The 13,645-nt window shown below is 58.9% G+C and carries 15 protein-coding genes and 1 other RNA gene; 10 read left to right on the top strand and 6 right to left on the bottom strand.

All coding sequences use genetic code 11. The annotated features are described in order from the left end of the window. Window positions 1–126 precede the first annotated feature (126 nt). Window positions 127–1,263: an acyl-CoA dehydrogenase family protein gene (locus tag MKS85_RS04640; RefSeq protein WP_047228576.1), complete on the top strand. Its 1,137-nt coding sequence runs from the start codon at window positions 127–129 to the stop codon at window positions 1,261–1,263. Window positions 1,264–1,396: 133 nt separating this feature from the next. On the opposite strand, the gene MKS85_RS04635 is transcribed toward MKS85_RS04640, so the two are convergent. Then, window positions 1,397–2,437 (bottom strand): NADP(H)-dependent aldo-keto reductase, encoded by a 1,041-nt coding sequence (locus MKS85_RS04635; RefSeq protein WP_047228575.1) that lies wholly within the window; start codon window positions 2,435–2,437, stop codon window positions 1,397–1,399. A gap of 245 nt (window positions 2,438–2,682) precedes the next feature. Here MKS85_RS04635 and rplM point away from each other — a divergent pair, with 245 nt between their 5' ends. From rplM to MKS85_RS04600, 7 genes are all read left to right on the top strand, one after another. Beyond that, window positions 2,683–3,111 carry a 50S ribosomal protein L13 gene (gene rplM / locus MKS85_RS04630; RefSeq protein WP_003205365.1) on the top strand — a complete coding sequence of 143 codons (429 nt, stop codon included), beginning with the start codon at window positions 2,683–2,685 and terminating at the stop codon, window positions 3,109–3,111. Between the two features lie 14 nt (window positions 3,112–3,125). Beyond that, a complete protein-coding gene (gene rpsI / locus MKS85_RS04625) occupies window positions 3,126–3,518 on the top strand; it encodes a 30S ribosomal protein S9 (RefSeq protein WP_003205364.1) in 393 nt (130 codons plus the stop codon). A gap of 256 nt (window positions 3,519–3,774) precedes the next feature. Beyond that, window positions 3,775–4,368 (top strand): ubiquinol-cytochrome c reductase iron-sulfur subunit, encoded by a 594-nt coding sequence (gene petA / locus MKS85_RS04620; protein WP_047228574.1) that lies wholly within the window; start codon window positions 3,775–3,777, stop codon window positions 4,366–4,368. Further along, window positions 4,368–5,579: a cytochrome bc complex cytochrome b subunit gene (locus MKS85_RS04615; protein ID WP_047228573.1), complete on the top strand. Its 1,212-nt coding sequence runs from the start codon at window positions 4,368–4,370 to the stop codon at window positions 5,577–5,579. The genes petA and MKS85_RS04615 overlap by 1 nt, the downstream gene beginning before the upstream one ends. Continuing rightward, entirely contained in the window at window positions 5,579–6,361 is a 783-nt protein-coding gene (locus MKS85_RS04610) for a cytochrome c1 (RefSeq protein WP_047228572.1), read from the top strand. Before MKS85_RS04615 ends, MKS85_RS04610 begins: the two co-directional genes overlap by 1 nt. A gap of 149 nt (window positions 6,362–6,510) precedes the next feature. Next, complete coding sequence (locus tag MKS85_RS04605) at window positions 6,511–7,128, top strand: glutathione S-transferase N-terminal domain-containing protein (RefSeq protein ID WP_047228571.1); 618 nt, start codon at window positions 6,511–6,513, stop codon at window positions 7,126–7,128. 16 nt (window positions 7,129–7,144) lie between these two features. Continuing rightward, window positions 7,145–7,558, top strand: a complete 414-nt coding sequence (locus MKS85_RS04600) for a ClpXP protease specificity-enhancing factor (protein ID WP_047228570.1) — start codon at window positions 7,145–7,147, stop codon at window positions 7,556–7,558. A gap of 685 nt (window positions 7,559–8,243) precedes the next feature. Here the strand turns inward: MKS85_RS04600 and MKS85_RS04595 are convergent. The 5 genes from MKS85_RS04595 to MKS85_RS04575 form a co-directional block, all read right to left on the bottom strand. Further along, complete coding sequence (locus MKS85_RS04595; RefSeq protein WP_171061318.1) at window positions 8,244–8,432, bottom strand: nucleoid-structuring protein H-NS; 189 nt, start codon at window positions 8,430–8,432, stop codon at window positions 8,244–8,246. Window positions 8,433–8,630: 198 nt separating this feature from the next. Next, entirely contained in the window at window positions 8,631–9,209 is a 579-nt protein-coding gene (locus MKS85_RS04590; protein ID WP_047228807.1) for a BON domain-containing protein, read from the bottom strand. Next, window positions 9,206–9,799, bottom strand: a complete 594-nt coding sequence (locus MKS85_RS04585; protein ID WP_007928463.1) for a phosphoheptose isomerase — start codon at window positions 9,797–9,799, stop codon at window positions 9,206–9,208. Before MKS85_RS04585 ends, MKS85_RS04590 begins: the two co-directional genes overlap by 4 nt. 111 nt (window positions 9,800–9,910) lie before the next feature. Next, entirely contained in the window at window positions 9,911–10,273 is a 363-nt protein-coding gene (locus MKS85_RS04580) for a YraN family protein (RefSeq protein WP_047228808.1), read from the bottom strand. Continuing rightward, window positions 10,273–12,084, bottom strand: a complete 1,812-nt coding sequence (locus MKS85_RS04575; protein ID WP_139049183.1) for a penicillin-binding protein activator — start codon at window positions 12,082–12,084, stop codon at window positions 10,273–10,275. Before MKS85_RS04575 ends, MKS85_RS04580 begins: the two co-directional genes overlap by 1 nt. Before the next feature lie 209 nt (window positions 12,085–12,293). Between MKS85_RS04575 and rsmI the strand changes: the two genes are divergently transcribed. After that, window positions 12,294–13,166: a 16S rRNA (cytidine(1402)-2'-O)-methyltransferase gene (gene rsmI, locus MKS85_RS04570; RefSeq protein WP_139049184.1), complete on the top strand. Its 873-nt coding sequence runs from the start codon at window positions 12,294–12,296 to the stop codon at window positions 13,164–13,166. 74 nt (window positions 13,167–13,240) lie between these two features. After that, window positions 13,241–13,594, top strand: an RNA gene (gene rnpB / locus MKS85_RS04565) — RNase P RNA component class A. Window positions 13,595–13,645 lie beyond the last annotated feature (51 nt).

Here is a 13,645-nt window from a genome sequence, read left to right as displayed (position 1 = left end):
GGGGAAAGTGGTCACCAGACGGCTGGATCGTCTTATTTTTTGTCGGATGTGTCCAGTGTCCTGTCATCCCTCGCAGGCTTAGGCTCTGTTGGATAACCCCCTCGAACAATAATGCAAAGGTGCGCCATGATCCCCAGAACCCTGTTCAGTTCCGAACACGAACTGTTTCGCGACAGCGTACGAACCTTCCTCGAAAAAGAAGCGGTGCCGTACCACAGTCAGTGGGAAAAACAGGGGCATGTGGATCGTCAGTTGTGGAACAAGGCGGGGGAGGCGGGGATGTTGTGCTCGCATCTGCCAGAGGCTTATGGCGGGCTGGATGCCGATTTTCTCTACAGCACCGTGGTGATTGAAGAAATTGGAAGGCTGGGGCTGACGGGCATCGGCTTCTCTCTGCACTCCGACATCGTGGCGCCCTACATCCTGCACTACGGCAGCGAAGCGCTGAAACACAAATACCTGCCCAAACTGGTGTCTGGTGAGATGGTCACGGCCATCGCCATGACCGAGCCGGGCGCCGGTTCCGACCTGCAAGGCGTGAAGACCACGGCGGTGCTGGAGGGTGATGAGTACATCATCAACGGCTCGAAGACCTTTATCACCAACGGCTTTCTGGCCGATCTGGTGATTGTGGTTGCCAAGACCGATCCGAAAGCAGGCGCCAAGGGCACCAGTCTGTTCCTGGTGGAAGCGGGCACACCTGGCTTCGAAAAAGGCAAGCGCCTGGAGAAGGTCGGGATGAAGGCTCAGGACACTTCGGAGCTGTTCTTCCAGGATGTTCGCGTGCCCAAGGAAAACCTGCTGGGGCAGGCCGGGATGGGCTTTGCCTACCTGATGCAGGAACTGCCCCAGGAACGCCTGACGGTGGCTATTGGCGGCCTGGCGTCGGCCGAAGCGGCGCTGCAATGGACGCTGGACTACACCCGCGAGCGCAAGGCTTTTGGTAAATCCATCGCGGACTTCCAGAACACCCGGTTCAAACTGGCGGAAATGGCGACCGAGATCCAGATCGGTCGGGTCTTCGTCGACCGCTGCCTGGAACTGCATCTGCAAGGCAAGCTCGACGTGCCGACGGCGGCGATGGCCAAGTACTGGGGCACCGACCTGCAGTGCAAGGTGCTCGACGAATGCGTGCAGCTGCATGGCGGCTACGGGTTCATGTGGGAGTACCCGGTCGCCCGGGCGTGGGCCGACGCGCGGGTGCAGCGCATCTATGCCGGGACCAATGAAATCATGAAGGAAATTATTGCGCGGTCGCTTTGATGTCGTAGTGACTGTTAGACCGCTATCGCGAGCAGGCTCGCTCCCACATTGGATTTATGTCTGACCACAACATTGTGATCGACACAGAGCCCATGTGGGAGCGAGCCTGCTCGCGATGGGGGCTATGAACTGATCAAGGCGCCGGGTTCGGCTGATCCTTGTGAATCGCCTCGATCCCCGCCAGCACTTCATCGGACAGCTTCAGGTCGAAGCTGGCGATGTTGCTGTCCAGTTGCTCCAGCGTGGTGGCGCCAATGATGTTGCTGGTCACGAATGGTTGTCGGGTAACGAAGGCCAGGGCCATCTGTGCCGGGTCCAGGCCGTGTTCCCGCGCCAGGGCCACATAACGACTGCATGCGGCTTCCGATTGTGGATTGAAATAGCGCATGAAGCGGCTGTAGAGCGTCAGGCGGCCCTTGGCTGGCCGTGCGCCGCCTTCATACTTGCCCGACAGGAAACCGAACGCTAATGGCGAGTAAGCCAGCAGGCCACACTGTTCGCGGATGGCGATTTCCGAAAGCCCGATCTCGAAACTGCGGTTGAGCAGGTTGTAGGGGTTCTGGATCGACACTGCCCGCGGCCAGCCACGGGCTTCGGCCAGGGCGAGGAACTTCATGGTGCCCCACGGCGTTTCGTTGGACAGGCCGATGTGGCGGATCTTGCCGGCCCGGACCTGCTCGTCCAGGGCCTCGAGGGTTTCCTCCAGCGGGGTGAAATCTTCGTCGGCCTTGTGCTGATAGCCCAACTGGCCGAAGAAATTGGTGCTGCGTTCCGGCCAGTGCAGTTGGTAGAGATCGATCCAGTCGGTCTGCAGGCGCTTGAGGCTGGCGTCCACCGCTTCGACGATATGGCGGCGGTTGTGCTTGAGGTTTTTGTCGCGGATGTAGTCGATGGTGTTGCCCGGGCCTGCGATCTTGCTCGCCAGGATCCAGTCGGCACGGTCGCCGCGGCTCTTGAAATAATTGCCGATGTAGCGCTCGGTGGTGGCGTAGGTCTCGGCCTTGGGCGGTACCGGATACATCTCGGCGGTGTCGATGAAATTGATCCCGGCACCCTTGGCGCGTTCGATCTGGGCGAAGGCCTCGGCCTCGCTGTTCTGCTCACCCCAGGTCATGGTTCCGAGGCACAGGGCGCTCACGTTTAGATCGGTACGGCCTAGCTGGCGATAATCCATCGGGAACTCCTTGGGCAAAACAATCATAAAAGCAGGTTGAATTATTTTTCGCAATCTGCATAATTGCGCACCTCTTTCTGCAGTGGAAGTGATGCGCCGCCGCCGAAGAATCTTGCCGTTGAACGGACGCGCCGACCCGAGCCCCCGAAAGCGTCTGTATCCGGCTGCCTTTGACTTGTCAAAGTACGCACTATTCAGTAAGATCCGCCGTCTAATTTACAGGGCGGCCCCTGAGGCTATAAAGAATGAAAACTTTTACTGCTAAACCGGAAACAGTAAAGCGCGACTGGTTTGTCGTCGACGCTGCTGGTCAGACCCTGGGTCGTCTGGCCACCGAAATCGCGAGCCGTCTGCGTGGCAAGCACAAGCCTGAGTACACCCCTCACGTCGACACCGGTGACTACATCGTCGTCATCAACGCTGAGCAAGTACGTGTTACTGGCGCTAAAACCACTGACAAAATGTACTACTCCCACTCCGGTTTTCCTGGCGGCATCAAGTCGATCAACTTCGAAAAGCTGATCGCCAAAGCCCCTGAGCGCGTGATCGAGACCGCGGTTAAAGGCATGCTGCCTAAAAACCCACTGGGTCGCGACATGTATCGTAAGCTGAAGGTTTATGCGGGCGCTGCTCACCCTCATACTGCTCAGCAGCCCCAAGAACTGAAGTTTTAACGGAATAGTTCATTATGTCGGCGACTCAAAATTACGGCACTGGCCGTCGCAAGACTGCAACCGCACGCGTTTTCCTGCGTCCGGGCACTGGTAACATCTCCATCAACAACCGCTCCCTGGATAACTTCTTCGGCCGCGAAACTGCCCGCATGGTAGTTCGTCAGCCGCTGGAACTGACCGAGACCGTCGAAAAATTCGACATCTACGTCACTGTTATCGGTGGTGGTGTAAGTGGTCAGGCTGGCGCAATCCGCCACGGCATCACTCGCGCCCTGATGGATTACGACGAAACTCTGCGCGGTGCACTGCGCAAAGCCGGCTTCGTAACTCGCGATGCTCGTGAAGTTGAACGTAAGAAGGTCGGTCTGCGTAAAGCGCGTAAGCGTCCGCAGTACTCGAAGCGTTAATTTCGCTTTCGCGTTCAAAAGGCGCCCAGTTCCTCACGGAGCTGGGCGTTTTTTTATGCGCGAAAGATTTATGCTGTGACAACTTGCCACATCCGTGAAGCCCCTATACTACAAGGCTTGGCGGTTGGGTCGCTTGGTAATTACCTTGTCAGAACTGGGGCTTTTCATTACCATTCGGCAAAATTTTTATAAGTTCAGATTTTTACTTAGTAGACGCCTGATTTAACAGGCCACAAAGCTGATGGGAGAGGACTGAATGAGCAATGACGGCGTGAATGCAGGCCGGCGTCGCTTCCTGGTAGCAGCCACATCCGTGGTGGGTGCTGCAGGAGCGGTGGGGGCTGCGGTCCCGTTCGTGGGGTCATGGTTTCCCAGTGCCAAGGCGAAAGCCGCAGGTGCACCGGTGAAAGTGGATGTCAGCAAGATCGAGCCAGGCCAGCAGATGATTGCTGAGTGGCGCGGTCAGCCGGTGTTCATCGTCCGCCGTACAGAGGAAATCCTGGGGAATCTGAAAAAGATCGAGGGCCAGTTGTCTGACCCTACCTCCAAGAACTCGACGCAACCGACCTATGTCGATCCGGAGACACGCTCGATCAAGCCGCAAGTCCTGCTGCTGATCGGGATTTGTACGCACCTGGGTTGCTCGCCAACGTTCCGTCCTGAGGTAGCCCCTGCCGACTTGGGCAAGGACTGGGTCGGTGGTTATTTCTGCCCTTGCCACGGCTCCCACTACGACCTGGCGGGTCGCGTCTACAAATCGCAGCCTGCACCTCTGAACCTGCCAGTTCCCCCGCATTCCTATGAGACCGACGACATCATTGTCGTTGGCGTCGATACGGAGACAGCGTGATGAGCAAATTCATGGATTGGGTTGATGCGCGCTTTCCCGCGACCAAAATGTGGGAAGACCATCTCAGCAAGTATTACGCTCCGAAAAACTTCAACTTCTTCTACTTCTTTGGCTCCCTGGCATTGCTCGTTCTGGTCAACCAGATCGTCACCGGTGTCTGGCTGACCATGAGTTACACCCCTTCGGCGGAAGAAGCGTTTGCCTCCGTCGAATACATCATGCGTGACGTCGAGTACGGCTCGATCCTGCGTCTGCTGCACTCCACCGGCGCTTCGGCGTTCTTCATCGTGGTTTACCTGCATATGTTCCGTGGTCTGCTCTACGGTTCGTATCAGAAGCCTCGTGAGCTGGTGTGGGTCTTCGGCATGCTGATCTACCTGGCGCTCATGGCGGAAGCCTTCATGGGCTATCTGCTGCCGTGGGGCCAGATGTCCTACTGGGGCGCCCAGGTGATCATCTCGCTGTTCGGTGCAATCCCGGTCATCGGTGATGACCTGACCCAGTGGATTCGCGGTGACTACCTGATCTCGGGCATTACCCTGAACCGCTTCTTTGCCTTGCATGTGGTGGCCCTGCCGATCGTGATCCTCGGTCTGGTGGTGCTGCACATCCTGGCGCTGCACGAAGTTGGCTCGAACAACCCCGATGGCGTGGACATCAAGAAGTACAAGGACGAAAACGGTGTACCGCTGGACGGCATCGCCTTCCACCCGTACTACACCGTCAAAGATATCGTCGGCGTGGTAGTGTTCCTGTTCATCTTCTGCTCCATCGTGTTCTTCTTCCCAGAGATGGGTGGTTACTTCCTCGAGAAGCCTAACTTCGAGCAGGCGAACGCCTTCAAGACCCCTGAGCACATTGCTCCGGTCTGGTACTTCACGCCGTTCTACGCGATTTTGCGGGCGGTTCCGGACAAGCTGCTGGGCGTCATCGCCATGGGTGCAGCGATCGCCGTGCTGTTCGTCCTGCCGTGGCTGGACCGCAGTCCGGTCAAGTCGATGCGCTACAAAGGCTGGCTGAGCAAAATCTGGCTCTGGGTGTTCTGCATCTCGTTCGTGATCCTGGGTGTGCTGGGCGTACTCGCTCCAACGCCGGGCCGGACGCTGCTGTCGCAGGTCTGCACCTTCCTGTACTTCGCCTACTTCATTCTGATGCCGTTCTACACCAGGCTCGAGAAGACCAAACCGGTTCCGGAAAGGGTGACTGGCTGATGAAAAAGCTATTTTCTGTACTGATTCTTGCTGCTATGCCTGTACTGTCCTTTGCGTCCGCATCCGGTGGTCCTGAGCTGGAAAAAGTCGACATCGACGTTTCCGACAAAGCTGCCATGCAGGATGGCGCGCGTACGTTCGCCAACTACTGCATGGGCTGCCACAGCGCCAAGTTCCAGCGTTACGAGCGCGTAGCTGATGACCTGGGCATTCCCCATGAGTTGATGCTCGAGAAGCTGGTGTTCACTGGCGCCAAGCTGGGCGATCACATGAACATCGGCATGCAGCCGGCAGACGCCAAGACCTGGTTCGGGGCTGCACCGCCCGACCTGACCCTGGTGGCACGCGTGCGTGGCACCGACTGGCTCTACGGTTACCTGCGTTCGTTCTATGAAGATCCTGCGCGTCCTTGGGGCGTGAACAACAAGGTCTTCCCGAACGTCGGCATGCCAAACGTTCTGGTCGGCCTGCAGGGTCGCCAGGTGGTAGGCTGCAAACAGGTTCAAATCGTCGAGGACGGCAAGAAGCAATACGATCCGCTGACCGGCACCGCTTTGACTCACGAAGCCTGCGACCAGTTGACCGTGTTGCCGAACACCGGCAGCCTGACTGAAGAGCAGTTCGACGAGAAGGTCAAGAATCTGGTGACCTTCCTGGCCTACTCGGCCAACCCGGTGAAGCTGGAGCATCAGCGCATCGGTACTTATGTGTTGCTGTATTTGGCGTTCTTCTTCGTATTCGCTTACCTGCTCAAGCGCGAATACTGGAAAGACGTGCATTGATAAAGCTGTAAACCGTTGCTGTTAATCGTGCGCGCCCAAGGGCGTCTCTGGATGTAACGAACCTGGTCCGCCGGGTGTTACGGGAGGCGCCCTTTGGGCGCGCTCGTTTTTCCGTTTTTCGATAATTTCAACAAGCGAGGAGGATCGCCATGGGCGTGACCAATCGGTTGGCCTGTTACTCCGACCCCGCCGACCACTACTCCCACCGGGTACGCATCGTACTGGCAGAGAAGGGTGTCAGCGCCGAGATCATTTACGTCGAAGCGGGCCGTCAGCCGCCGAAGCTGATCGAGGTGAACCCTTACGGCAGCCTGCCCACGCTGGTCGATCGTGACCTGGCATTGTGGGAGTCGACAGTGGTGATGGAATACCTGGATGAGCGTTACCCGCATCCGCCTTTACTGCCGGTGTATCCTGTGGCGCGAGCCAACAGCCGTTTGCTGATCCATCGCATCCAGCGTGACTGGTGCGGGTTGGTGGACCTGATCCTGGATTCACGAACCAAAGAACCTGCGCGGGTCGTGGCGCGCAAAGAATTGCGTGAAAGCCTGACTGGCGTATCGCCGCTGTTCATCGACAAGCCATTCTTCCTCAGTGAGGAACAAAGCCTGGTGGATTGCTGCCTATTGCCAATACTCTGGCGTTTGCCGATTCTGGGTATTGAACTGCCGCGGCCTGCCAAGCCGTTGCTTGATTATATGGAGCGCCAATTTGCGCGTGAGGCATTCCAGGCGAGTCTGTCTGGTGTCGAACGTGACATGCGCTAAGGCTTAGGGAGCCGCTATGAACTCCAGTCGACCTTATCTGGTCCGCGCGCTCTACGAGTGGATTGTGGACAACGATTGCACCCCGCACATGCTGGTCAACGCCGAGTATCCATCGGTGCAGGTGCCGCAGGGTTTTGCCAACGATGGGCAAATTGTCTTGAACGTATCACCGGCCGCCGTGCGTCACCTGCACATGGACAATGATGCGGTCAGTTTCGAGGGACGCTTCGGGGGGGTGCCACACACCCTGTACGTGCCTATCGCCTCGATCCTGGGGATTTATGCCCGGGAGAATGGTCAGGGTATGGTGTTCGAGCTGGAATCGCCGTTGGATGGCGAAGAAGAGTTCGAGGCTGATGATGACCTGCCGCCACCGGATGACGAGCCGCCGCGTCCTAGCGGGCGGCCTAGTTTGAAAGTGGTGAAATAAGTGGCCGGGGTATGAAAAAAGCCATCCAGCCATAAGCCGGGTGTCGCAACTTGGTTAAGAAAATGCCCGTATCGTGAGATGTGGGCATTTTTTTTGTAGTGTCATGGTTGGTGTGTATATCCATTTCTTCGGTAACGGCTGCTTATGGTTCCGCCCTTACGGCGGGTCACTTTCGAAGAGCGCGAAAGTAACCAAAGCGCTTTGCCCCACCACTCGGCACCTCGCTTAGGCTCGGTGTACCCTCACTCCGGCATTGCTCCGTGGGCCCGCCGCGAAGGGCCATCCATGGCCCAGCGCGGCTATCCCGGCATCCATGCCGGGATGCCCACTGCGCAATTCCTACGTTCGGCCAGCGTGGTTTAACGGGGCGTCGAGATCAAGATCAAGATCAAGATCAAAAGCAGAGCAAGAGCAAGAGCAAGAGCAAGAGCAAGAGCAAGAGCAAGAGCAAGAGCGGGGTAGATGCCAGTATCTATTTGGCTGATCTACCGCTATCGCGAGCAGGCTCGCTCCCACATTGATTTGTGTGTGCTCACAGTATTTGCAAGCGACACAAAACCTGTGGGAGCGAGCCTGCTCGCGATGACGCCGGTACATCCAAACATCACTGCAAACTGACCCTCCACTTTCGCGAGCAAGCTCGCTCCCACAGGGGAAACCCGTTCTCTCCTGAACAGGTCGGCTGTCAGGCCGCCTCGCTTTTGATTTTGATCTGTGGCGCCCCGTTAACCACGCTGGCCGAACGCAGGTATTGCGTAGTGGGCACCTCGGCATGGATGCCGAGGTAGCCGCGCTGGGCCATGGATGGCCCTTCGCGGCGGGCCCACGGAGCAATGCCGGAGTGAGGGCACACCGAGCCTAGGCGAGGTGCCAAGTGGTGGGGCAAGAGCGCTTTGGTTACTTTCGCGCTCTTCGAAAGTGACCCGCCGTAAGGGCGGAACCATAAGCAGCCGTTACCGCAACAACGGATATACACACCAATCACCCCCCCCCAAAAAAAATGAAGCCAAAAAAAACGGCGCTTTCCGTCTCGGAAGAAGCGCCGTTTTTCTTGAGTACCTGAAGTTCAGTATCAGTCAATGTACTCAAACAACTTGACGATCTTCTGCACCCCGGAAACCCCTTGCACCAGATTGGTCGCCTGCGCAGCCTCCTGCTTGGTCAGCAGCCCCAGCAGATAGACGATGCCATTCTCAGTCACGACCTTGATGCGCGAGCCGGGAATGCTGGCGTCGGTGAGCATCTGCGTCTTGATCTTGGTAGTCAGCCAGGCATCGTTCTGACGCGCCAGCAACGAGGAAGGTGGCAGGACCTGTAGTTCGTTGTGCACGGTCTTGACCCGCTGCACGGCGCTTGCAGCCTGTTCGGCCTTGGCCTTGAGGTCCGCGCGTGGGGTCTGGCCGGCCAGCAGCACGACACCGTTGAAGCTGGTGACGACGATGTGCGAGTTGTTGTCCAGGTCCGGGTCGGCCTTGGCGATGTTCACGCCTGCCTTGGTTTCGATCAACGAATCGTCGATCTTGCTGCCGAAGGTGCGGGTGCCGCGGTCGTCTTCAATCGGCTTTTCCCGGCTGGCGTTAACCACCGATGTGCAGCCGCTGATGCCGAGGCACAGGGTCAGGGCCAGAAGGCCTAGGCGATTAGGGGTCATTCTTCACTCCCGAACAGTTGGCTGTCGATCAAGTCGCAAAGACAATGAATCGCCAGCAGGTGGACTTCCTGAATGCGTGCAGTGACATTGGCCGGTACGCGAATCTCGACGTCCTCAGGCAACAGCAGTGACGCCATGCCGCCGCCATCGCGACCGGTCAATGCTACGACAATCATTTCGCGATCATGTGCGGCCTGGATCGCCTGAATAATATTGGCCGAGTTGCCGCTGGTGGAGATCGCCAGCAACACATCGCCGGGCTGGCCCAGGGCGCGGATCTGTTTGGAGAACACTTCGTTGTAGCTGTAGTCATTGGCGATCGAGGTGATCGTCGAGCTGTCGGTGGTCAATGCAATGGCCGGCAGGCTGGGGCGCTCGCGCTCGAAGCGGTTGAGCAGCTCCGATGAGAAATGCTGGGCGTCGCCGGCAGAACCGCCATTGCCGCACGAAAGCATTTTGCCTTCGTTGAGCAGGGCGTTGACCATCACTTGGCTGGCTTGCTCGATGTGCGGTGCAAGTACGTCCATCGCCTGTTGCTTGGTGTCGATACTGGCCTGAAAAAGCTGGCGAATTCGCGATTGCATGTCCATCTGTGTGACCTTAAGTAGCGCGGCTTATCGGCACAAGCATGTGCGGCGCGCAAAGCAAAGAGCAAAAATTGGGTGAAGGTGTCCGGCTCGGCTCGTCATGGGTGTTGACGTTCAACTGTCGAAGGCATTCTGCAACCAGTTCAACTGATCGGCGTTGCTGTCGATGGCAACCACGTCGAAGCGGCAGGGATGATCGGCCCAGCGAGACTCGATTTGCAGGAAATACTGCGCGGCGAAAACCAGCTTCTGGCGCTTGCGTGCATCGATGCTGTCGAGCGCGCCACCCCATTGAGTATTTTTTCTGTAGCGGACTTCGACGAATACTACTGTATCGCCGTCAAGCATGACCAGATCAAGCTCGCCACGTTTACACAGCCAGTTCTTCGCCAGCAGCCGCAGACCTTGTTGCTGAAGATGCGCGAGAGCCTGGCTCTCGGCATCCCGTCCGCTTTGCTGGCGAGATCGGTCAGGCATCAGCGCTGAGTGTCTGGCAGGCGCTGCACCTGACCGTTGACGAATTCGGCCCACGGCAGTTGACGTTGCACGCGCTGGGACTGCGACACTGCCAGGCTGCCCGACAGCCCCTCGATGCGGGTGTCCGGTAATGTCTTTAGCTGACCCAGGCGCGGAGCCAGACGATAGGCATCTGCTCCCATCGCGTACAACCGGCCCAGGCTACCGCCGGCCTGGGGCCACTGGGCGGTGACCTGCTTGCGCAGCGGGTCGTTGGCATCGAGCAGCCACGGGGTTTCGCAGAAGCGCACGCCGCTCATGTCGTTGTACTGATTCTGGTCGCCACTGGCGCTGAACACATGCGAGGTGGCGTACACAGGTACGTCGCCGGCGTACTGGAAGTTCAGGGTCGGCTTGATCTGCTGGGCCTGTTGCGGAGTCGAGGCCAGGAACAGGAATTCGATGTCCTGGCGGCGGGACGGCTGGGCCGCGACGGCGGTGTCGACGGTGCTTTGCAGGCGCTTGGCGCGACCTTCGCTCTGGCGCAGATGGAACATGTCGGCGATCTGCTGGGCCAGTTGTACGGGCTGATCGATGCGTTCGACGGCGATGATGGTGCCGCCATTGGCCTGCCAGTCCTCGCTGAAGGCTTTCAGGACGCGATCGCCCCATTCACCTTTTGGCACCATGACGGCAGCACGATGCAGGCCGTCCATACGGGCGCGACGCGACACTTCTCGGGCTTCGTCTTCCGCGGCCAAGCCGAACTGGAACAGTTGGGCCGGGCCTTGCTCGCCTTCGCTGTAATTGAGCGCGAGGGTCGTGATCGGCAGTTGCGGGCGGGTGCTGAGCTGCTTGACCAAAGGTTTTTCCAGCGGGCCGACCACCAGTTGCACGCCGTCGGCCTGCGCCTTGCGATAGAAATCATCCAGGGAGGTCAGGCGCGAGCTGTCATAAAACTGAATGCTTGGCGGGTTCTGCCCGGCCTGTTGGGCCTGATAGTGGGCAGCCATGAAACCTTCGCGCAGAGCTCTTGCGACCGAGGACAGCGGGCCATCCTGGGGGAGCAGCAAGGCGATCTTGCTCAGGGGCTGGCTCGCCAGTTCCTTGAGCTTGACCAGCGGCGTCGGCAGCTGGAGCGCGGCCGGGTGCTTGGGGTTCTGCTCGCGCCAGCTGTCGATAGCCGCCTGTTGCTGTTCCAGCGTACCGGCAGTTTTTACAGCCTGGGCCAAACTCAGCCAGCCACCCAGGTCGTCGGTGGTGGTCGGTTGCAGTTGATCGGTGGGCAGCGAGGCGATCAACGACCAGATCGCCTCGTGGTTTTTCGCCGCCGCTTCGTTTTCAAGCAGGGGCGCAATGAAGATCCGTTCCTTGGCGGCTGCCAGGGTCTGGCCATCGGCCTCGAGGGCGCGGGCGTGGACGGTGCCGGTGCGGACCTGCTGTTCCACCGGTAGCTCGCCCAGGTGCTGCAGGCTCGGGTGGCTCAGGGCGCTCAGCGCTGCTTTGGGTTGATTGCGCGTCATTGCCAGTTCGGCCGCCAGGGTGCTGGCGAAAATCTGCTGGCCGGGCTTGAGTTGCTCCATCGGCACCTGTTGCAGGATCTGCGCGGACTGGCCGGCATTGCCCTGGCGGTAGGCCAGGTCTGCTGCACTCAGGCGCAACAGGGCGGCTTTTTCCGGGGTTTTGCTTTGAGTGGCCTGTTCGAGCAACTGCTCGATACTGGCATCCGGGGTCCGTGGAAGTTCGCCAAGGCTGGAGGAGGGCGAGCTGGCGCAGGCCGCCAGAAGGGCAGCGAGGCAGAGGGCGGAGAGCAGCCGCAGGCAAGCGATCATGTAAATGTTCCTGATACGAGATCAAATTAGCGTCGAATTGTACCCAAGCACTGGCCGGGGCGCGATGTTAGTGGCGTGAATCGATCAATTTAGGTATTTCAAATGTTGCGGCGCAGCACGGCAGGTCGCCGGACAGCGAGGCGCTGCGGGCAGTCGTGACGCACACTACGCGCTACAATGGCGGTTTTACCGATCATGAGGTGTGCGCTTTGACTGCTCCAGGTGCTTTGAATTCCGCTGCCGGCTCGCTTTATGTGGTGGCGACGCCCATCGGCAACCTGGACGATATCAGTGCCCGGGCGCTGAAAATCCTGCAGGAGGTGGCCCTCATTGCGGCCGAAGATACGCGCCACTCTCAACGCTTGTTGCAACATTTCGGCATTTCAACGCCGTTGGCGGCCTGTCATGAGCACAACGAGCGGGAAGAAGGCAGTCGTTTTATCACTCGTTTGTTGGCGGGCGATAACGTCGCGCTGATTTCCGACGCGGGTACACCGCTGATTTCCGACCCTGGCTATCACCTGGTGCGCCAGGCTCGGGCGGCCGGCATCAACGTAGTGCCGGTGCCGGGGGCGTGCGCCTTGATCGCAGCTCTTTCGGCGGCGGGCCTGCCGTCGGACCGTTTCATTTTCGAAGGTTTTCTGCCAGCCAAGGCGGTGGGGCGACGGGCGCGCCTGGAGTCTATAAAGGAGGAGCCGCGTACGTTGATCTTTTATGAGGCGCCGCACCGCATCCTTGAATGCCTGCAGGACATGGAGCTGGTGTTTGGTCCGGAGCGCCCGGCGCTGCTCGCCAGAGAGCTGACCAAAACCTTCGAAACCCTCAAGGGGTTGCCGCTGGCGCAGTTGCGCGCCTTCGTCGAAGGCGATAGCAACCAGCAGCGCGGTGAATGCGTCGTGCTGGTGGCGGGCTGGACGGCGCCGGACAATGAAGAGACCGTCAGCAGTGAAGCGATGCGCATCCTGGACCTGCTGCTTGAGGAAATGCCCCTCAAGCGCGCCGCCGCCCTCGCGGCGCAGATTACCGGCGAGCGTAAGAACGTCCTGTATCAGGTCGCGCTGGAAAAACAGAAGGGCCAGTGAAACCGGGGCGCGGGGCTGGCCAAGGGCTTTTAGCGCTTGTTCTTCGGCCGCTCTGCCGTTAACCTTCGCGGCGGAGAGTCGATCGGACAGTCGCTGCCCTCTATGAAAATTAGGGGGGGGAGGAAAGTCCGGGCTCCATAGGGCGAAGTGCCAGGTAATGCCTGGGAGGCGTGAGCCTACGGAAAGTGCCACAGAAAATAACCGCCTAAGCGCTTCGGCGCCGGTAAGGGTGAAAAGGTGCGGTAAGAGCGCACCGCACGGCTGGCAACAGTTCGTGGCTAGGTAAACCCCACTTGGAGCAAGACCAAATAGGGTCCCAAGGCGTGGCCCGCGCTGGGACCGGGTAGGTTGCTAAAGATGTCCAGTGATGGCCATCGTAGACGAATGACTGTTCAAGACAGAACCCGGCTTACAGATCGACTCTCCACCTTTTCCCCTCCTGCCAGAATCGCTGGCAGACGCAATTGCTAAGACCAAAA

This window comes from Pseudomonas sp. JL2 (genome assembly GCF_031570495.1).
Lineage (GTDB): Bacteria > Pseudomonadota > Gammaproteobacteria > Pseudomonadales > Pseudomonadaceae > Aquipseudomonas > Aquipseudomonas rhizophila.
This window is presented reverse-complemented; position numbering and strand designations above follow the sequence as displayed.